Annotated in this window: 16 protein-coding genes and 1 tRNA gene; 6 read left to right on the top strand and 11 right to left on the bottom strand. The window is 63.4% G+C overall.

The window, feature by feature from the left end; all coding sequences use genetic code 11:
- Positions 1–24: 24 nt before the first annotated feature.
- Entirely contained in the window at positions 25–720 is a 696-nt protein-coding gene (gene minC / locus ACELLULO517_RS03500) for a septum site-determining protein MinC (RefSeq protein WP_319796407.1), read from the bottom strand.
- Positions 721–902: 182 nt separating this feature from the next.
- Between minC and ACELLULO517_RS03495 the strand changes: the two genes are divergently transcribed.
- On the top strand, positions 903–2,255 hold the full coding sequence (locus ACELLULO517_RS03495) for an MFS transporter (protein ID WP_227305876.1): 1,353 nt from the start codon (positions 903–905) through the stop codon (positions 2,253–2,255).
- Here the strand turns inward: ACELLULO517_RS03495 and ACELLULO517_RS03490 are convergent.
- Genes ACELLULO517_RS03490 through ACELLULO517_RS03480 form a run of 3 tightly spaced genes read right to left on the bottom strand, consistent with a single transcriptional unit; the run spans position 2,252 to position 7,409 of the window.
- Positions 2,252–4,639: a hypothetical protein gene (locus ACELLULO517_RS03490; protein WP_227305875.1), complete on the bottom strand. Its 2,388-nt coding sequence runs from the start codon at positions 4,637–4,639 to the stop codon at positions 2,252–2,254. The genes ACELLULO517_RS03495 and ACELLULO517_RS03490 overlap by 4 nt on opposite strands.
- Complete coding sequence (locus ACELLULO517_RS03485; RefSeq protein WP_227305874.1) at positions 4,636–5,526, bottom strand: alpha/beta fold hydrolase; 891 nt, start codon at positions 5,524–5,526, stop codon at positions 4,636–4,638. Before ACELLULO517_RS03485 ends, ACELLULO517_RS03490 begins: the two co-directional genes overlap by 4 nt.
- Positions 5,523–7,409, bottom strand: coding sequence for a transglycosylase domain-containing protein (locus ACELLULO517_RS03480; RefSeq protein WP_227305873.1), 1,887 nt, complete (start codon positions 7,407–7,409; stop codon positions 5,523–5,525). The genes ACELLULO517_RS03485 and ACELLULO517_RS03480 overlap by 4 nt, the downstream gene beginning before the upstream one ends.
- Before the next feature lie 203 nt (positions 7,410–7,612).
- On the opposite strand from ACELLULO517_RS03480, the gene ACELLULO517_RS03475 reads away from it, so the two are divergent.
- Positions 7,613–8,524, top strand: a complete 912-nt coding sequence (locus ACELLULO517_RS03475; RefSeq protein ID WP_227305872.1) for a 2-hydroxyacid dehydrogenase — start codon at positions 7,613–7,615, stop codon at positions 8,522–8,524.
- Positions 8,525–8,549: 25 nt separating this feature from the next.
- A tRNA-Leu gene (locus ACELLULO517_RS03470) sits at positions 8,550–8,636 on the top strand.
- Between the two features lie 288 nt (positions 8,637–8,924).
- Here the strand turns inward: ACELLULO517_RS03470 and ACELLULO517_RS03465 are convergent.
- From ACELLULO517_RS03465 to ACELLULO517_RS03450, 4 genes are all read right to left on the bottom strand, one after another.
- The gene (locus ACELLULO517_RS03465; RefSeq protein ID WP_227305871.1) at positions 8,925–9,191 is read right to left on the bottom strand and encodes a hypothetical protein; all 267 of its coding nucleotides are present in this window, start codon (positions 9,189–9,191) and stop codon (positions 8,925–8,927) included.
- Between the two features lie 200 nt (positions 9,192–9,391).
- Positions 9,392–10,744, bottom strand: a complete 1,353-nt coding sequence (locus ACELLULO517_RS03460) for an APC family permease (RefSeq protein WP_227305870.1) — start codon at positions 10,742–10,744, stop codon at positions 9,392–9,394.
- A gap of 21 nt (positions 10,745–10,765) precedes the next feature.
- Complete coding sequence (locus tag ACELLULO517_RS03455; RefSeq protein WP_227305869.1) at positions 10,766–11,650, bottom strand: sugar phosphate isomerase/epimerase family protein; 885 nt, start codon at positions 11,648–11,650, stop codon at positions 10,766–10,768.
- Positions 11,651–11,784: 134 nt separating this feature from the next.
- Positions 11,785–13,266, bottom strand: a complete 1,482-nt coding sequence (locus tag ACELLULO517_RS03450; protein ID WP_227305868.1) for a mannitol dehydrogenase family protein — start codon at positions 13,264–13,266, stop codon at positions 11,785–11,787.
- A 114-nt stretch (positions 13,267–13,380) separates the two neighbouring features.
- On the opposite strand from ACELLULO517_RS03450, the gene ACELLULO517_RS03445 reads away from it, so the two are divergent.
- The gene (locus ACELLULO517_RS03445) at positions 13,381–14,163 is read left to right on the top strand and encodes an SDR family oxidoreductase (protein ID WP_227305867.1); all 783 of its coding nucleotides are present in this window, start codon (positions 13,381–13,383) and stop codon (positions 14,161–14,163) included.
- Positions 14,164–14,209: 46 nt separating this feature from the next.
- On the opposite strand, the gene ACELLULO517_RS03440 is transcribed toward ACELLULO517_RS03445, so the two are convergent.
- The 3 genes from ACELLULO517_RS03440 to ACELLULO517_RS03430 all read right to left on the bottom strand — a co-directional run bounded on the left by ACELLULO517_RS03440 (position 14,210) and on the right by ACELLULO517_RS03430 (position 16,687).
- Positions 14,210–14,410 carry a DUF2934 domain-containing protein gene (locus tag ACELLULO517_RS03440; RefSeq protein ID WP_227305866.1) on the bottom strand — a complete coding sequence of 67 codons (201 nt, stop codon included), beginning with the start codon at positions 14,408–14,410 and terminating at the stop codon, positions 14,210–14,212.
- A 65-nt stretch (positions 14,411–14,475) separates the two neighbouring features.
- On the bottom strand, positions 14,476–15,678 hold the full coding sequence (locus tag ACELLULO517_RS03435; protein WP_227305865.1) for a multidrug effflux MFS transporter: 1,203 nt from the start codon (positions 15,676–15,678) through the stop codon (positions 14,476–14,478).
- Between the two features lie 121 nt (positions 15,679–15,799).
- On the bottom strand, positions 15,800–16,687 hold the full coding sequence (locus ACELLULO517_RS03430; RefSeq protein ID WP_227305864.1) for an SMP-30/gluconolactonase/LRE family protein: 888 nt from the start codon (positions 16,685–16,687) through the stop codon (positions 15,800–15,802).
- Between the two features lie 126 nt (positions 16,688–16,813).
- Between ACELLULO517_RS03430 and ACELLULO517_RS03425 the strand changes: the two genes are divergently transcribed.
- Both ACELLULO517_RS03425 and ACELLULO517_RS03420 read left to right on the top strand, forming a co-directional pair.
- Positions 16,814–19,456: an MGH1-like glycoside hydrolase domain-containing protein gene (locus tag ACELLULO517_RS03425; protein ID WP_227305863.1), complete on the top strand. Its 2,643-nt coding sequence runs from the start codon at positions 16,814–16,816 to the stop codon at positions 19,454–19,456.
- Positions 19,453–19,812 (top strand): hypothetical protein, encoded by a 360-nt coding sequence (locus tag ACELLULO517_RS03420; protein ID WP_227305862.1) that lies wholly within the window; start codon positions 19,453–19,455, stop codon positions 19,810–19,812. Before ACELLULO517_RS03425 ends, ACELLULO517_RS03420 begins: the two co-directional genes overlap by 4 nt.
- Positions 19,813–20,016: the final 204 nt, after the last annotated feature.

Below are 20,016 nucleotides of genomic sequence, written 5' to 3'. Positions count from 1 at the left end.
CGTCGCCCGGGTTCAGCTGAAAAACTAGCTGATCTCGGTAATGATGATGGAGGAACCCTCAAGGCGCGCCTGAATAGACTTGCCTCTAAAGCTGTCCATGTCTTCGGCCGTCATATAGAGGCCGTCGATCGAAATGAGTTCGGCGTCGAGCTTTTTGCAAAAAATCCGGGCCTGCTGGTTACCGGTCACCCCGGCAATCGCCCGGCCCCGCAACGCGCCATAAACATGGATCGATCCGCCGGCCATGATCTCGGCACCCGATGCAACGGACCCGTTGATCGTCAGATCGCCCTGCGGAAACAAAATGGTCTGGCCGGAGCGCACGGGCTCGTCCAGCACCATCGATGTCGGTTCCGGCGCGGGCGGTTCGTCCGGCGGATCATCCGGCACTTCATAAAGGCCGAGCGGCCGGCCGCCGATCAGCGGGCCGCCGACGGATTGCAAAGCGGGCGTCAGCCCGTCAGCGCCTTCCGCCCCGATGATGCGAATGCCGCGGCTGCGCAACTCATCGAACAGGGTGTCCAGATCGGGGTCGCTGTCCGGGATGCCGGAGAGGTCGACCACGATCGGTCGCCCGGCAAAAAAGGTCGCCGATCGTTCGATTTGGGCGTCAAGCTCGGCCAGCCAATTGCGCAGCGGCGCATCAGGCGACAGCACGAAGGCCATGAAAGAACGGCCTCGGACGCGTAGATTGGGGCGGGTGCGGGATAGCGTTGTCACACTCGACGGGTATCCCTGGCCTGAGCAAAGGTCAACGGTTTTTCGAATCTTCCACTAGATCATGGGGCAGTAAGCCAGGGTTCCGCCCATATCTTGGGGTGGGGAATCGATTCGCCCCCGGCTCTTGAGGCGAGCCCGTTTCGGGTTAAGTGGTGATAGCGCTCTGGGCATCCAGTCCGGGCATGGATACGGAGCCTGTACTGCCGATGCCGCATTCCTCGCCGCTGCCCTCACCTCCGGGATCGACCGACTCGACCGCGAACCAAAAGGCAGCGCTTCCTGCGGCCACGGTCTTTGCCTGCGTGCTCGGCAATGCGCTCGAATTCTACGATTTCACGACCTATACTTTTTTCGCGGTCGCCATCGGGCGCAGCTTTTTCCCGGCGCATGATCCGGTGGTCTCGCTGCTGATTTCGGTCGCGACTTTCGGCGTCGGCTTCTGCACCCGTCCGCTGGGCGGGCTGGTGATCGGTGCCTTCGCGGATCATGCCGGCCGCAAGCCCGCGATGATGCTGACCATCGCCCTGATGGCGGTCGGCATGCTGATGCTGGCGCTGACGCCGCCCTTTGCCGTCATCGGCTATGCCGCGCCCGTCATCGTGGTCGCCGCGCGTCTGCTGCAAGGTTTCGCGCTGGGCGGGGAGGTCGGGCCCGCGACCAGCTATCTGATCGAGGTGGCGCCGGATGACCGGCGTGCGCGCTTGGCGTCCTGGCAGATCGCGAGCCAGGGCTGTGCGCTGCTCGCCGCCGGTATCGTCGGTTTCACGCTCGCGCATGCCCTGTCGTCGGAGGCGATGACCGAATGGGGCTGGCGGGTGGCCCTGCTGCTTGGCCTCACCATCATCCCCGGTGGCCTTTACATCCGGCAGCGCCTCCCGGAATCGGCACAGATCAGCGATCGCACGCACCGCCAGAGCGCAGCACGCGTTCTCACCAATCTGCTGTCGGGCCATCCCTGGCCGCTGTTCCTTGGCCTGATCGCCATCATGACGAGCACCATCTCAACCTATGTCGGGCTCTATATGACGACCTATGGGGAGACGGCGCTGAAGCTGAAGGCGCCGTCGGCCATCACCGCGCCGCTCATCGGCGGTCTCACCACCATCATCTTCGCCCTGCTGGGCGGCTGGCTCGCCGATCGTTACGGCCGCAAGATCGTGATGCTGGTACCGCGCATCGTGCTGATCCTCGCGATCTATCCGGCCTTCGTGTTCCTGATCGGTCATCCGTCGATCTGGACCTTGCTGATCACGACCGGGTTGATGTCGGCTTTGGGTTCGCTGAGTTCGGCGGCGGCCATCGTCGCCATTCCCGAGCTGCTGCCGACGAGCGTCCGCGCCTCGGGCCTGTCCACGGCTTACGCTTTTGCGGTGACGGTTTTCGGCGGCACGACGCAATTCGTGCTCGCCTGGTTGATCGGCGTCAGCGGCGACCCGCTGTCGCCGGCCTGGTATATGATCGGTTCCGGCATTCTGGGCGTGATCGCCATGGCGCTGATGCCGGAGACCAAAGGCCGCCCGCTGCCGCAGGATTAGGCGGCAGGCTGGGCATCTGCCGTTTTCGGAAAGCTGAGCCAGGCGACACCATAGAGCAGCAAGGCCGCGAGGATCAGCCAACGGAAGCCGAGCTCCGTCGCGATCAGATTGGCGAGCGGCGTGGCGATGACGGAGAAGGCGCCGTTCAGCGCCCAGGCCCAGGGCAGGAAGCCAGCGCCCGTTTTCCCAGCCTCGCCCAAGCCCATGGGGAAGGGCTGGCCCAGGGCGAGCGACAGCGGCGCCAGCAGGATCAGCAGAACCAGCAGACGCAGCGGCATCGGCCAGCCGATTGTAGCCAGCATGATGGCGGGCAATGCGACCAGCGTCAGGATCAGCAGCGCCAGGATCACAAGCCAGGCGAAGCGCAACCGCATCCGGTTCGCTGCCATGCTACCGAGACCGGAGAAGATCAGCATGCCGGACAGCACCAGCGCGAAGGCCGTCGTGACATCGTCGAGATAAAGGCTGGCCTCGCCGATCAGCGCGATTTCGATGAACAGATAGCCGAGGCCGAGGGCCGGGAAATAGAGCAGCGCGCGGCCGATCGGCGCGCGCGCACGGCCGATGCGGCGGGGTGCGGCCAGCGGCAGCAGCAGCACGATCAGGGCGACCACGAAAGCTTGCGCCAGCACTGCGATATTGATCAGCGGCCCCAACTCCTGCTGCGGCAGGATTTCGAGCCGCTTCAGGATGGTGCCCAAGTGATCGAGCCGCAGGATGTCGAAGAACATCGGGCGGTCCAGCGTCGCCGGTCGCAGGTCGAACTCGCGTGCCGAATCTGTCGGTTGGCCGTTCATGACGGCAACAGCCTCATCGGCGATCGAATCATCGGCCTGTCCGCCGCTTTCGACCTCACCCTTCGAGAAGGAGATGGCGGGGAGGTCGTTGTAGATATCGTCACGTAGCGACGCGACATCGATGCCGGGAAAGAAGGAGACATCGAAGGAACGGTCGTCGCAGAATTTGCGCAAGGTCTTGATGCGCGCACTGTCGAAGGGTGATTTGGCAATCAGCAGTCGCACGTTCCAGGCCGAGCGATAGACGATGACATGCGCGCCCGGATCGGCGATGCCGGCCTGCAGCAGACCGGCGCGGATCGTCGCCATCATGCGCAGCGCATAGACCGGAAAATCGCGGATCGAGACGGGGATGGAAACCATGCCCTGGTCGCTCAGCGCATGCAGGTAAAGGGCGATGGCGCCGGAGGTGAAGGCGGTCGCGTCCGCCGGGTCCGCGCCCAGGAAATTGTCGGAGAGTTCGATGAGATCGAATCTTCCGGACGGCGCGTCCGAGACAAGGGCGAGCGGGCTTTCGCCACTGACGGTGACGCTGTCCTGAGGCTGCAAGGCCGCGCGCAGGACGGGCTCCGGCTCGTCGGCCAGAATGCTGCCGGCGCCGAGTGCCTGGGCTTGCGCTGCCGCCCAGCCGCCTTCGTCGCCGATCGCCAGCACGCGCGGGTGGCTCAACAACTCATAGGGCGCGGCGGCCAGCGTGCCGGGCGCGTAACCGACATCGAGCTTGCCGGGACGCGGGATGGCGGCGATGCGGCTACCGTCCCGATACAGCCCCAGCGTGCGCGGCGGGCCGGGCAGATGCATCATGGCGCTGTCATTCGACAGGTCGGTATCCACGCGCTCGGTAAAGTCATCGAGCAGCGAATAGACACCGCGCGGCGACAGGATCTGCTGGCGGATCCGGGCGTTGGGCGTATGCAGCGGCGCATAGATCGGCTTGAACTGGTTGTAGTCGGCGACATCGCCGGCGATCAGCAAAGTCTCGCCCGCGATCAGGCAAAGTCCCGCTGTGATGATGGCGCCGAGGCGGTGTGCATCGCGCGGCACGAAGAAGGCCATGGCCGCCAGCGGCAGCAGCAGCGCCGGGATCAGCTTGAAGGGATGCAGCACGGCCATCAGGCCGAGCACGATCAGCGCGCCGAGGCCGGCGCCGCAAAGATCGAAGGCATAGACCCGCGTGGTCCGCGTCGGTGCGCTGACGAAACACAGGCTGATGAACAGCCCGGTCAGAAAAAAGAACGGCAGCAGCTCAAGATAATAGAGACCGATATACAGGATCTGCGGCGCGATCGTGACCGGGTTCTGCAGCTGCAGCGGATTGAACGGGTTGCGGATCGCCGCCGCATAGCCGAGTGCGGCCGACAGGATGAGCAGTCCCGGCAGGAAAGCGAAGAGTTTTACGCTATGCCGTTCAAGCCAGGATCGCAGCAAAGCGGTGGCGACACCGCTGAGGGCGAAACCCGCCATCACGATCGAAATGACCCAGTAGCCATATTCGGACCAGGAGGCGACGGCGAAATAGCGCGTCAGCGCGATCTCGATGCCGGTGGAGGCAAGCGAGACGAGAAGCAAAGGCAGCAAAAAGGTCAAATCCAAACTTTCTGACGCAGGAAATTCGCGAGCACGGTGTTGAAACGGATGGCGTCATCCACGAACAGGGCGTGGCCGGCATCGCTGAAGATGACGCTTTCGGCGTCAGGGTCGTTATGGGCGAGGTTCGCTGCCTGGCCCGACAGATGCGGCCGCACGACATAGAGGATCGGCACATGCGCGGCGTAAACCGCATTGCGCCAGAAGACGCGCGGCACCTGGTAATTCAGCAAAGCGCGCGCGGCGGGCTCAGGCGTGATCAGGCAGGTCGCGGTCAGCCGATCGAGATAGGCCTGGGATTGCGGCGTGCGGAACATGCCGCGCACGAAGGCCCGCATCTGGACCGGATAAGGGAGGGGCCTGTGATAGCGACCGCGCGGCTGCGGCTCGGCGCGTGGCGGCGGGTTCTCGCCGACCGAATTGTCGATCAGCACGAGGCCTGACAGCCGGCCGCCGCCATGGGCCGCGACATAGGCGAGGCTGTCCAGCACCCCCAGCGACCAGCCGATCAGCACGACTTTCGGCACACCGATCACGGCCAGAAGCTCAGCGATATCCTGGCCCCGGCGCTGGGCCGTATAGCCGCTGCTGGGGATTTCGGAATCGCCCTGGCCGCGCGGGTCAAGCGCGATGACGCGGCAATAGCGCGCGAAATAGGTGAGCTGAGGGGCGAAGATCCAGGCCGGCATGGTCCAGCCCGGAATGAAGACCATGACATGGTCGGCGCCCGCGCCGCTGGCCGGCATGGCGTCGATATAATGCAGATTGACGCCGTCGCTGGTGCGAAAATTCCGGCTCGCGCCGACGAAACCCGGCGCTGCTTCGGCCGTTGCGGCAGGCAGCGCGGGCAGGGCAGCGAGCCCGCCGAGGAGGGTGCGGCGCTTCACTGGCCCGTCACCGCCAAGGCGACACTGTGGAACAGCGCAGCCGGCAGGCTGCCGCCGGTCGTGGTTTTGGACATGGGGCTGTTGTCATCATTGCCGATCCAAACCCCGATGATATGGCCGTCGACGCCGCCGATGAACCAGGCGTCGCGGCTTGATTGTGTGGTGCCTGTCTTGCCGCCGACGAAATAGCCAGGAACTGCCGCCGCCGTCGCCGTGCCGTAAGCCACGACCGCACCCAGCATCTGCCGCATCTCCCCCGCCAAAGCGCTGCTGATCACGGGCGTGGCCGGCGGCGGGGCCGCGACCAGGTCATGCCCATCCGCATAAAGCCCGGTAATGCCGTGCGGCACCACACGCCGGCCGCCGTTGAAGAAAGTGGCATAGGCGCCGGTCATTTCCAGCAGCCCGACGCTGGCTGTGCCGAGCGCCAGCGTCGCGTTATCCGGCAGCGGGTCCGTGACACCCAACCGGTGCGCGACGGCGCCCACCACCAGCGGGCCGCCGGCCTTCATCAGCAGCCGTGCGGAGACGGTATTGAGCGACAATGCCAGCCCCTCCGTCATCGTCACCGGGCCACGGAAGCGGCGCTCGAAATCCTGCGGCGCCCAATCACCGATACGGATCGGCCCGTCCAGCACCATGTCGCTCGGCTGCATTCCGGCCTCAAGCGCGGCCAGCCAAACAAAGGCCTTGAAGCTGGAACCGGCCTGACGGCGGGCGAGCACGGCGCGGTTGAAGAAATCATGCCCGCCGCCCGATCCGCCGACCATGGCGCGCACGGCCCCCGTGGCCGCATCCAGCACCACGACGGCGCCCTGATGGGCATTCGCGGCGGCACCGGGTCCGGCCAGGATATCGGTCAGCGCCGCTTGCGCGGCGGCCTGCAGCTTGGGGTCGAAGGTGGTCGCCAGTCGGGAATCGGTATCCGCCGGGATCATCGGGCCGGCCTGCTGCGCGGCCCAGGAGGAGAACCAGTAGTCGCCGCTGACGGCATGCGGCGCGAAGCTGATGGCAGCGACCGCCGCATCCGCCTGATCCTGGGTGATGTAGTTCGAGCGGACCATGGCGGCGAGAACCTCCTTCGTCCGGGCGGTCGCCGCACTCTGGTCGGCCAGCGGATTGAAGCGCGACGGCGCACGCGGCAGGCCCGCCAGCATCGCCGCCTGCCATAGGTTCAACTGGCTGGCCGGCACGCCGAAATAGGTCAGCGCCGCCGCATCCATGCCCCAGGCGCCGGCCCCCAGATAGACGCGGTTGAGGTAGATCTCCAGAATCTCGGTCGGCGTGAAGTGATGCGTCAGCCAAAGCGTCAGCAGCAGTTCCTGCATCTTGCGGCGGAAGGTGCGCGCGTTGCTGAGGAACAGCGTCTTCGCGACCTGCTGGGTCAGCGTCGATCCACCCTGCACGACACGGCCGGCGAGCAGATCGACCACCGTCGCGCGCGCCATGCCCAGGAAGTCGAGGCCGCCATGGTCCCAGAAGCGTCGGTCTTCGACCGCCACGACCGCTTCCGGCAGATAGGCCGGTACCGTTTTCAGCGTCAGGGGCTGGCCGGAGAGATCGCCGAAATGGGTAAACAGCTTGCCGTTCATATCCGTCAGCACCAGGGACGGACGACGCAGCGTCGCGGTGCCGGCGGAGGGTTTCGGCAGGTCCCAGGTGAACCAGAGCAACAGGACAGCAACGGCGAGACCGCCCCAGACGCCGATCAGGATGCACCATTTCAGGAGTGGCAGAAGCAGGCGCGTCCATCCACGACCGGCGCGCCTGACCCGCTCCAATGGCGGTTCGGGCACCTCGTAATCGATCGCCTCCATGGCCTCGAAGGGCCGCGTCGCAAAACGGGGCGGCACATAGGGTGTATGGGCGTAGGGGGCTGGCACGTAATCTTCCTCGGGCGGAGGCACCGAGGCCGATGAGCGCATGGCTCCCGAGTTGATGTTGAACATGAAGGAAGCGCGCTATCACCCGGACGTGCAAAGGGAGATTTGCGACAACCTCTGGATGCAGTCAAGAAAAAGCGGGCCTCTTGCCGAAAACGTCACGACGACGCAGCCTGTCCCCGGATTTTGATCGGGAGACGGGTATGAAGGGCATCTATGCGGATGCGAGCGGCGGTCTGGCTGAGGTTTTCGCACGGGTCTACACGGCGGACGATCCGCATGTGACGGTGCATGAGCATGACGTGATCGCGCCGGAGCAGATGCCCGGCCTCTATTCCGGTCATGATTTCATGCTCAACGACCATACCTTTCTGCCGACGGATGCGATGGCGCAGGTCGTGGGGCTGAAGCATGTCATTTTCCTCGGTACCGGCGCGCGCTCTTATATGGATGTCGAAGGCATCGAGGCGCTGGGGCTGCAGGTCCATACCATTCGCGGTTACGGCGATACGGCGGTGGGCGAGCATGCGATCGCCCTGATGTGGGCGGCGGCGCGCAATATTTCCTTTCTCGACCGCAGCGTGCGGGCCGGCGCTTGGCCGCGTGGCGGCGGCATTCAGCTGACCGGCAAGACGCTGGGCCTCTACGGCTTCGGCGGCATCGCGGCCGAAGTCGCGCGGATCGCCGTCGGCTCCGGCATGCGCGTCATCGCCTGGAACCGCACGCCGCGCAGCTATCCGGGGGTCGAATTCGTCGATCTGCCGACCTTGCTGGCACAGAGCGACGTGCTGTCGCTGCATCTGCTGCTGACGGACGAGACCCGTCATAGCCTGAGTGCCGAACGCATCGCGGCGATGAAACCGGGCGCGATCCTGGTCAATACGGCCCGCGCCGGCGTTGTCGATACCGCTGCGATGATCGCGGCCCTGCAATCGGGCCAGATAAGCCACGCGGCGCTCGACGTCTTCGATACCGAGCCGCTGCCGGCGGCGGATGTGCTGACGACCCTGCCGAATGTGACGCTCACCTCCCACGATGCCTTCAATACGCCTGAGGCATCGGAGAATCTGGTGCGGATGGGGCTGGACATCGCGAAGCGCCTCGCTCAAGGGTAGTCCCGAGGCGCAAGCCGATATGGATGTGGACGTGGCGGAACCGGTAGACGCAGCAGACTTAAAATCTGCCTCCCAGTAGGGAGTGCGGGTTCGATCCCCGCCGTCCGCACCATTTTTTGGCATTCATCGTCGTGCGAGGCTTCATGCCGCGCATCTACCCCTGCATGCAGGCAAGCGGCCGTCTGGGCGCCACGGCGGGTAGGTCCGCGCAACGCGTGCGCGGATGACGAAATATATATTAAGCCTAAAAAATCTGAAGTTTGTCAGGTTGTCATTTAATCAACGTCATCCCCGTGCTTGTCACGGGGGATCTTCTCTCGTGGGCGCCCAAGTAAGAAGATCCCGGCTCAAGGCCGGGATGACGAGTTTCGTATCTGATTTTATCACGTTCGGACAGACTCTAGCTGAAAAGATGCAGGTGCTTTGCCGCGGCATACAGCGCCGTCAGTAAAACGACGGTTCCCGCGATAACCGCCGGGAGCTGCCACCATGTCGGCAAGCGCCCGACGATTTGCCCGGTAAGGACATCGATCTTCCCGGACATATTGGCCACCCCTGTCTCAAGCGCACGCAGGCGCGTATCGACCTGATCGAGTTTGGTCTCCATGCGGTCAATGCGCTTGTCGAAGCCATCGACCCTGGCGGTTAAGGCTAAGATTTCATCCATACTGTCAAAATCGTCCCCTCCATCACCCTTTGCAAGGGATGACTGGCTGCCCGACCTATTCATGCTGGTCCCTCTCGTCAGGCAGGCTGCCTGGAGAACGTTCCTATGTCGAGTTGATTTTTTTTTGACCGCCGCGAGCCTTGGTCGATCGCGGTCTTATGGTGACCGCGCAGGTAATGCTGCGCGCTCAATCGCCCTGCCTATTCGGTCTCCAGCACGTACCGGCCGAGACCGGGGCGACAGGCCAGAATGCCAAGGCCGAGCAGAAGATAGGCGATGACCAGATAGGGCCAGAGGTTTCCGGGGAAAGCCGGCACCGGATAGATGGAATTATAGAGCGGCCAGAGCATGAAGATTGTGCCGAGCAGGCCGAACGAGGCCCAGACCAGGCTCTTTCGCTGCCAGGCATAGCGCCCGGCCGCGGCCGCCACGCCGACATAGACGAGGATAAGGGCCAGCACGCCGATCGTGCCCATATCGCCGTAATAGTCATTGGCGCCTATCTGCGGCGCCAGGATTAGCGCACCCGCCAGCATCACGGCGCCGACCGCCAGCACCGCGCGGCTGGGCGTGCCGTAGGTCGGGTTCACGACGCCGAGCGCCGGCGCCAACCCGGCGCGTCCCAGCGAAAACAGCAAGCGCGCGGCCGAGCTGACGCAGGCGAGGACGCAGGAGAAGGCGGAGATGGCGGTCGCCAGATCGAGCACGGTCGCGAAATCGCGCGACCCGTATTTCAGCGCCAGCGTATTGAGCGGGGCCGCCGCATTGGCGAGGCCCTTCATATTGTCGAGGCCGAAGCCGATGACCTGGGTATAGGCCGCGAAGACATAGAAGATGCCGGCACCGATGACGGTCGCGATCACCGCGATCGGAATGGCGCGGGCGGGGTTGGCCGCTTCCTCGCCCAAAGTCGTCGCACTTTCGAAACCGGCGAAGGACAGCACGGCGAAGACCAGCGCATAGCCGATGCCGGCCCAGCCGAAATGATGATCCGGCAGGAAGGGCGTGATCGGCAGGCCGGTCGTCTTTCCGACCGAGACGAGAACGAGGATCCCGAGCACGATGATGGCGAGAACCGAAATCCCCTCCAGCGCCAGCATCAGCCGCGTCGCCAGTTTCATGTCGCGATAGGCAAAGGCGATGCCGAGCAGAATGGCGAGCGTGCCGTGCAGAATCCAAAAATGCGGCAGGCCGAGATGGTAATTGCCCAGCGCCGCATCGAGAAAACTGCCGACCAGCACGGCAATGCCGGTGCCGAAGGTGAGGTAGGTCAACAGCAAGGCCCAGCCGGCCAGGAAACCGGCGCGCGCGCCGAATTCCTGCCGGATATAGGCATAGGCCGAGCCCGCACTCGCCACGCGTCTTGCGAAAGCGACGAAGCACAGGCCGACGATGATCAGTCCCGGAATGCTGAGCGCGAAGGCGAGGGGGGCTGCCACCCCGGCGGCGCCGGCCGTCAGGGTGACGTTGAACGCCATGGCCGTTGTCGGTGCGATCATCGACAGTGAAAGGCCGATGACCTCCACCAGGCCCAGATTGCGGCGCAAGGCCATGGCGGTCTCATTTCGGTAAAGTTACGGTGTGCGCGTTATTTTGCGACGGCGCGCCGCACTTTCCAAGTGGTCGGTGATGAAGCTTCGCGCATGTTTCGCCAGAGCCACATTATCATCCCAGGTATTGCGCCAGATGCCGGTGATGATCGAAAGATCGCGGTCAACGACGGCGGACGAGAAGGATTCGAAGGTGATCGTATCCGTATAGCCGTTGTCGAGCAGCGCATCGAAGATCGGTGAGTACTGGATAGTTCCGGCACCCAGAAAGCCGCGATTGCTTTCGCCGACATGGAAATAGCCAAGCCGGTCGCCTGCCGCGCGAATGGCGTCGGCCGGGTTCGCCTCCTCGATATTCATATGGAAGGTATCGAGATGCAGATAGACATTCGGCTCACCGATTTCTGCGATGAACTGCAAGCCCTGCGCGGTCGTGTTCAACAGATTGGTCTCGAAACGATTGACGATTTCGAGGTTGAGCGTGACCCCGGCATCGGCCGCGTAGCGCGCGACTTTCCGCAAGGTGTCGATGCTGTTCTGTCGCCCTTGGGCGGACGGCAGCGACATGTATTTGCCGTGTGCCGAGAATAGAATGCCACCGAGTTTGGTGGCGCCCAGATCCCGCGCGACCGACACGGCTTCGCGGAGAACGGCCTCGCCCTTGGCCACCGTGTCGGCATCCTCGCTCGAAATATCATGCGCCGGCGACAGGCCCATGGTGACGGCAATGCCCATCCGCTGCGCGGCCAGGCTTTTCGCGAAAGCCGGGACATCGAACTTTTTCGGATCGAGGCGCGGGAATTCGATGAGGCTGTATCCGGTCTCGACCGAGCGATCGAGCGACCGGTTGAGATCATCCGGTGTCGACCCACCCGACCAGACGAAGGCGTGGATGCCCAATGGATTCATGGACGCGATCTCCCTTGCCGGCCAATTTTTGGGGCCGGCTATTCTTGGTTAAGCAGGCAAGGCGCGAGACCAAGCCCTGGAAACAAAAAAGGCCCGGGACATCATCCCGGGCCTTATCCTGAAACGATACCGGCCTAGCCGGCAAGGACGTCTTTCAGCGTGCCAAGCGTGCCATTGGCGGTGAGCGATTCCCGGTATTCCTGGAAGGTCGCCACGAAGTCCGGTGAACTCTCCATGCCCAGGCCGGCGAAGATCGGCAAGGTGAGGAAAGCCATCGGGTCAGGGTCCTGTGCCGTCGCATGTTCGGCGGCCGACAGGCGCGGCTCGGGGGTCGAGAAATGCACGCCCTTGTCGTCCACGCCGCCCAGGCAGAAAGCGAAGCTTGCCACCAGGAAGGCAAGCCTGCGGAAATCCCCGCCTTGTTCCAGGATCGTGCGGATGGTGTCGCCCGAGAAGATCGGAATGCGCGACGCGCCGTCGGTCGCGATGCGGATGGTCTGGTCCCGCGTCGCCGGATTGGAATAGCGCTCCATCAGCTTGTCCCGATAGCCTTCCAGCGACATGCCGGGCGGCGCCTGCAACAGCGGGATGACGTCCTTGTTCCAGTAATCGAACAGCAGCTGCGCGATCAGCGGGTCGGCCACCGTCTCATGCACCAGGCGGTAGCCGGCATTGGTGCCCGGAAAGGCCAGCATGCTGTGCGAGGAGTTGAGCATGCGCAGCTTGATCTGCTCATAGGCCCAGACATCGTCGGTGATCTGCGCATCGACTTTTTCCCATGCCGGGCGGCCGAGGCGGAATTGATCCTGCACCACCCATTGGATGAAATCCTCGCAGAAGACCGGGATCTCATCCTCGATATCGCTCGCCGTATTCAGACGCGTGCGGTCGGCGTCCGAGGTCGCAGGCGTGATGCGGTCCACCATGCTGTTCGGGAAGTCGACGTCCTGCTCCATCCAGGCGGCCAGTTCCGGGTCCCGCGCGCGAGCGAAGCCGACGAAGGCCGTTTTGGCGACATGGCCGTTATGGCGAAGATTGTCGCAGGACTGCACGGTGAAGGCGGGCAGGCCAGCAGCCCGGCGGCGGGCCAGCGCTTCCGCGACATAGCCGAAGGCGGTGCGCGGCGTCGTCGGATTGGCGAGGTCGTGGACGATGTCCGGCGCGCCGGTTTTAAATTCCTGGGTTTCGTCGTCGATATTATAGCCGCCTTCGGTCAGCGTCATCGTGACGATGCGGATGGCGGGATCGCAGAGCTTCGCCAGGACCGCTTCTGGATCATCGGGCGCGAAGAGGTATTCGACGATCGACCCGATGACGTGGATTTCCGGCTCGCCATGGGGCGGGCAGACGGTGAGGGTGTAGAGGCAATCCTGCGCCGGGAAGGCGGCGGCCTTGGCCCGCTCGCGCGGGTCGTCGAGCAGCCCGACCCCGCAGAGCGCCCAGTCGTCATGGCCGCCGCCAGCGATCAAACGGTCAAGATAGACGGCCTGATGGGCGCGGTGAAAATTCCCCACGCTGAAGTGAACGATACCAGCCGTCAGGCGCGAGCGGTCATAACCCGCCCATTGGATGCCAGGCGGCAGCTCGCTCAGCGCGGCGTTGCTGAGTTTTATCATGGACTTCTCCCAAAACGGTCCGTCTTTATCCGGCACGCATAGTCAGAGCCGGTCTTGCCGCCGGCCCTTCGCCCCAGCAATACCGTCTCAACGCAGTTTGGAGAAGAGATTGTCATGGATTTAGAGCTCAAAGGACGGCGAGCGATTGTTTGTGCCGCGAGCAAAGGCCTGGGACGGGCCTGCGCCACGGCTTTGGCTCGCGAAGGCGTGGACGTCACGATCACGGGACGAGACGCCGAGACGCTGTTGCAGACAGCGCGAGCAATTGCTCATGAAACGGGCGGCCGCATCGACATCGCCCCTGGGGATATCACGACCGAGGCCGGACGCGCGGCAGCCCTCGCGGTTTGTCCGAACCCCGATATTCTGGTGAATAATGCCGGCGGTCCGCCGCCCGGTGACTTCCGTAACTGGGAGCGGGACGATTGGGTGCGCGCTTTGGACGCGAATATGCTCTCACCCATCGCCATGATGAAGGCGGTCGTCGACGGCATGATCGGCCGGCGCTTCGGTCGTATCGTCAACATCACCTCGGCTTCGGTGAAGTCCCCGATTGCGGCCCTTGGCATGAGCAACGGCGCGCGTGCCGGGCTCACCGGATTTGTCGGTGGTCTGTCGCGCCAGGTGGCCAAGCATAATGTGACGATCAACAATCTGCTGCCGGGACCCTTCACCACGGATCGGCTGCGCACGACCATGGCAGGTTCGGCCAAGAATGCCGGTCATTCGGTTGAGGAGGAGATGGCCGCCCGCGCCCAGCTGAACCCGACAGGGCGTTTCGGCGAGCCGGAAGAATTCGGCCGTGCCTGCGCGTTCCTATGCTCGGCCCATGCCGGCTATATCGTCGGGCAGAATCTGCTGCTCGACGGCGGCGCCTTCAATTCTACGATGGGCTAGCAAACAAGGGCGTCCCACGCGTGGGACGCCCTGTCTTCAGCCAAGCTTACGGATTGAAGGACGGCGCGTCGCTGGCCGGAAAACTGTCGGCGCTCTCTGCGTCGACCTCAGCCTCGCCATCGACAATCTTTTCGGCGCGCAGCCAGAATTCATGCTCGCGGCCCTCAGGATAGCCTTCCTGCTCCCACAGCCCATAGGCGGTTTCACGGATAAGCTGCAGGCGATCTTCGTCTTGAGTGTCGGACATGGCCGCGTTTCCCTTTTTCGTCGCTCTATGGCGCAGCATAGAAATCGCGTGGCTTGGCCTCGGCTTCAAGGGAAACGAGCAGCAGGTGGCACTAATTTCATGAAAACACACCAGATCGCGAAGCCGCAGCAGGCAACGACGGCCATGCTTGCGACCATGGGCCGCGCGGTGCCGTCTGATACCGTGCTCATCAGCGCTGTCGTCACCGAACTCATGGTGAATTCCAAACCGACAGCCAGCGCGGCGGCCGCCCCTGCGGTTGCGCCGAAGGGCTCCATCGCTGTCAGGAAGGCCGGGCCCATGATGAGGCCGAGGCAGAGGAACAGCGTGAGTGTCAGCGCCACGAAAGGCCAGAGAATGGTCATGCCCGAGAAGACCAGGATGGCGAGCAACAGCCCGGCCAAGGCCGCCGCTCCGGTCGCAAAGCCCAGCAGCCGGCGGGTGCCGAACCAGCGCATCATCGGGGCGTTGAACTGGCTGATACCGATCAGCACCATGGCATGGACGGCAAACAGCATCCCGTAAATCGTGGGCGCCAGATGGTGCAGCGTGACGAAGACGAAGGGTGAGCCCGAGATGAAGCAAAAGAGCACGCTCTGCGCGCTGGCCGCGATCAGCACGGGCAGGATGAAGATCCGCTGCCGCAGCAGCCGGACATAGGTCGAGAGGATGCTCAGCAACCGCCCGCTGACGCGTCGCTCGGGCGGCAGAGTTTCCGGCAGCATGCGCCAGATCATCACCATCACCAGGGCGGCGATGACGATCAGAATGACAAAGTTCAGGCGCCAGGACAGGTATTGCACGACCAGCCCGCCCATGACGGGTGCCAGGATCGGCGAGACACTGAGCGCCAGCATGGCGAGGGACAGCAGGCGGGCCGCATCCGGCCCGGTATATTCGTCCCGCACGATCGCCATCGGAATGACGGCCGTCGCCGCGGCACCCAGACCCTGAAAGAAGCGCGAGAGAATCAGGAACTGGATGGAGGGTGCGAAAGCGGCGCCCACGGACGCGATAATGAAGATGACCAGCCCGACATAGCTCGGCCGCTTGCGGCCGAAGGTATCGGAAACCGGTCCGTAGATGACCTGGCCCAAAGCGAGCGCCACGAAGAAGCTGGTCATGCTGAGCTGCACGGTACCGGCATCGGTATGCAACTGCCGGGCGATCGCGGCGAAGCCTGGAATGTACATGTCAATCGCGAAGGCGCCGACGGCGATCGTCAGCCCAAGCACGACCGCTCGGCGATAAAGCGCGGAGCCGGCCATCGTCCAACCTCATAAATTATCGATCGAAAGCGAGATTCAGATTTCAGGCTTATTGAACCCGAAATTATCTCGCTCTGGTCGCGGCAGGGATAGGCCGCGACGCAGCCATAAGGGTTTTGCGTTAGCCCGTGAAGGCCGCGGGATGCGCGGCAAGGCCCTGAATGCCCGGGGTGACGACGAATAAGGCACCGGCCAGCGGCTCCGCATCCCGCTGATAGGCAGCCGTGGTGATCACCAGCTGATCCAGTCCGGGACCCGCAAAAGCGCAGGAGGTGACGCGGGAGACGGGAAGGGCGATGGCCCGGTCGCGCGTGCCGTCAGCCAGGAAGCGCGTCACGCGGCCGCCATCCCAATGGCAGACCCAAAGACCGCCCTCGGCATCGCAGGTCATGCCGTCCGGATAGCCGTCGGCCTCGGTAAAGCGGATGAACACGCGCTTGCCGGTCAGGCTGGCGTCCTGGCTGCGATCGAAAGCATAGATCGTCCGGGCCGGGGAATCGGTGTGATACAGGGTCCGACCGTCGGGACTGACGGCAGGACCGTTCGTCACCGTATAGCCCTGATCGAGACGGGAGATGCGGCCGTCACCGGCCAGGATAAGGAAATGACCGGAGGCTTCCGCCTCGGCATCGTCCATGCTGCCGAAATAGACCTGACCGTCAGGGCCGGCCTTGGCATCGTTCAGACGCATCCCTTCCGGCAATTCGTCTGGCAGCCGGTGCAGGATCTCAGCCGGTTCGCCGGGGATCAGCCGGGCGACGACGATGCTGCGCTCCAGCCCAACCAGGAAGCGATCGGTATGTGACGTTTCGATGATCCAGCACGGGCGATGCTCCATTCCCCATTCGGTCTGGGCCTCGCCGGCCAGATCGCAAGACAGAATGCGGCTTCCGCGGATATCGACGAAGAAGACACGTCCCAGTCTTTTGGACCAGAGCGGGCCTTCGCCGAGCACGGCGCGTGCCGTCCAGATCGGCGTCGCTTCAAGCAAGCTAGGGTCAGTGCTCACAGCCTATTCCTTCGGCAAGGAGGCAGAGCCGAGCGCTCCGCTGTTTATCGATCCGTATCAGCCGGTTATACGAACGAAGCAGTCCGGGCGATAGCAGGTCAACCCGGACGAGATCGGAGCGTCGCCATGCCTTCTTCTCCCGCCGCGCTCTTTGCCACAGCTGAGGGCAAAAGGCTCATCGCGGCCCGTTCGTCCAAATCCTGGCGCGTCTGGGGCCCTTATCTGAGCGAGCGCCAATGGGGCACGGTGCGGGAGGATTACAGTCCGAACGGCGATTCCTGGGGCTATTTCACGCATGATCAGTCCCGCAGCCGCGCCTATCGCTGGGGCGAGGACGGCATTGCTGGTTTCGGCGACCAGAATTTGCACTGGTGCCTTGGCCTCGCCCTCTGGAACGGTCAGGACGCGATCCTGAAGGAGCGCCTGTTTGGCCTGGCGAACCAGGAGGGCAATCACGGCGAGGACGTCAAGGAACTCTATTATTATCTCGATGCGCTGCCGACGCATTCCTATATGCGGATGCTCTATAAATATCCGCAGAGCACCTATCCTTATGAACGGCTGCTCACGGAAAACCGCAAGCGCGGCTATGACGATCCGGAATTCGAGCTGACCGATACCGGTATTTTCGCCGAGAACCGCTACTTCGATGTCTTCGTCGAATATGCCAAGGCCGGGCCCGATGACATTCTGATGCGGGTGACGGTCGCCAATCGCGGCCCGGATGAGGCCCGCCTGCATGTGCTGCCGCAGCTTTGGGCGCGCAATATCTGGGATTGGACGGCGCGGCCGGACGTGCCGGTCATCCGCGCAGTGACGGACAATGCGGCCTCGGCGACGCATCCCGAGATGCCGGAGATGCGGCTCGATATCGGCCAGCCGGCCGAGCTTCTGTTCTGCGACAATGAGACCAATCGCCGCCGCATTTATGGAGAGGTGGACGCGCCCGGCCCCTTCAAGGACGGGATCCATGACTACGTCATCGGCGGCCTGACGGACGCCGTTCGCGCCGAAGGCTGGGGCACCAAATGCGCGGCGCTGCATGAGATGACGGTGCCGCCGGGCGAGGAGCGGGTGCTGCGTCTGCGCTTCCGCGCGGCCGATACAGCGGCACAGCCTGCTTTCGCGGATTTCGACGATGTCTTTGCCAAGCGCATTGCCGAGGCCGATGAATTCTACAATGCGGTGCAGGCCGATGTCACCGATGCCGAGATCAGGCTTGTGCAGCGTCAGGCTTTCGCCGGCATGCTGTGGTCCAAGCAGTTCTACCACTACGACGTGCGTGCCTGGCTGATGGGCGACCCGGCCGAGCCAAAGCCGCCGGAAAGCCGTTGGCAAGGTCGCAACGCGGACTGGGTCCATATGTATAATGCCGACATCGTCTCGATGCCGGACAAATGGGAATATCCCTGGTACGCGTCCTGGGATCTGGCTTTTCACAGTCTGCCGCTGGCGAAGATCGATCCGGATTTCGCGAAGGAGCAATTGCTGCTTCTGGTCGGCGACAACTACATGCATCCCAATGGCCAGCTGCCGGCCTATGAATATGCTTTCGGCGATGCCAATCCGCCGCTTCATGGCTGGGCGACCTGGCGCGTCTTTCAGATAGACCGAGATCAGACGGGTATTGCCGATTATACATTTCTGAAGCGGATGCTGAACAAGCTCATGCTCAACTTCACCTGGTGGGTGAATAGGCGCGATGCCGGCGGCCGTAATATCTTCCAGGGCGGCTTCCTGGGCCTCGACAATATCGGCATCTTTGACCGCTCATCGCCAGTGCCGATGGGGGGCACGCTCAGCCAGTCCGACGCGACTGCCTGGATGGCCATGTCTGCGCTGAACCTGATGCGGATTTCGATCGAAGTCGCTCTCGTCGATATTTCCTATCAGGATATGGCGATCAAATATTTCGAGCATTTCCTTTATATCGTTGAAGCCGCGGCCAAGCATGGCGGCCTGTGGGACGAGCAGGACGAATTCTTCTACGACCGTCTGGAACTGCCCGGCGGGCAGGAGATTCCCATCCGCGCCCGCACCATCGTCGGCCTGATTCCGCTGTTTGCCGTCGAAGTCGTGCGCCATTCCGACCAGCCGCGTCTGCCCGAAATGGTGGCGCGGATGAAATGGTTCCTGGAGCATCGCCCGGATCTGGCGGCGCTGGTCTCGAACTGGGAAACGCCGGGTGTCCAGAGCGTGTCCTTGCTGTCGATGTTGCGCGGACATCGCATGAAGTCTCTGCTCCGCCGCATGCTGGCGGAGGACGAGTTTCTGTCGCCCTACGGCGTGCGCTCTGTGTCCAAAGCGCATGAGAAGAAACCCTATGTCTTCGCCTGGGGCGGACAGGAATTCACGCTGCCTTATTGGCCGGCCGAATCCCATTCCGGGCTGTTCGGCGGCAATTCCAATTGGCGCGGGCCGATCTGGACGCAGATGAACTATCTCATCATCGACAGCCTGCGGCAGTTCCACGCCTATTACGGGGATGAGTTCAAGGTCGAATACCCGGTCGGGTCCGGCATCGAGCTGACGCTGAATGACATCGCCGACGAACTGGCGCGCCGCGTCGCGCGCCTGTTTCTGCCTGATAAAGCTGGCCGCCGTGCGGCGATCGGGAATTCCCAGCAGGAACAGACCGACCCGCATTTCCGCGACCTGTCCCTGTTCTACGAATATTTCGATGGCGATGACGGGCGCGGTCTCGGTGCCTCTCACCAGACCGGCTGGACCGGCCTGGTCGCGCTATTGATTGGAGATATTGCGCGATGACCGAAAGGCAACCGCCTGGAGCCGTACCCTTCACCGCGGCCGAGCGGAGCTTCATTCGTCAGGAATTGGCTGCGGCCTTCGGTGTGCGCCCGTCCTTGGCCAAGGGCATCCGCATCAATCTCTGGACCAGCGGATCGCGGCGGGGCGAGCCCAAGATCCCGCCGGTGCTGGGCGCCATGATCGAACGCGGGTTGATCGATATGCCGGCCGAAGACCTTGGCCAGCGCGCGTACTTCACGCAGACGGGCCTGGCCGCGCTCAAACGGCTTTATGAGGACGGTCGTTATCTCGACCCTGACCGTTTCGGTCATCTGCGCGAAGAGCTTGGCATTCCGGAGCCACCGCTGGGCATCTAGAGTCCGTCAGGTTTAGGTGGAAACGACCCCTTGCCCCGTCATGGCCGGGCTTGACCCGGTCATCCAGTCCTTGGGCGCCCCAACGAATGGATGCCCGGCTCGGGGGCCGGGCATGACGATATTAGGGACAAGCTTCAGTTAAAATCAGACAAACTCTAGAGCGTTTCCTGCTCGCTTACGCTCACAGATACCGCTCTAGATTAT

It is taken from the genome of Acidisoma cellulosilyticum, from assembly GCF_020621385.1.
GTDB lineage: Bacteria > Pseudomonadota > Alphaproteobacteria > Acetobacterales > Acetobacteraceae > Acidisoma > Acidisoma cellulosilyticum.
This window is presented reverse-complemented; position numbering and strand designations above follow the sequence as displayed.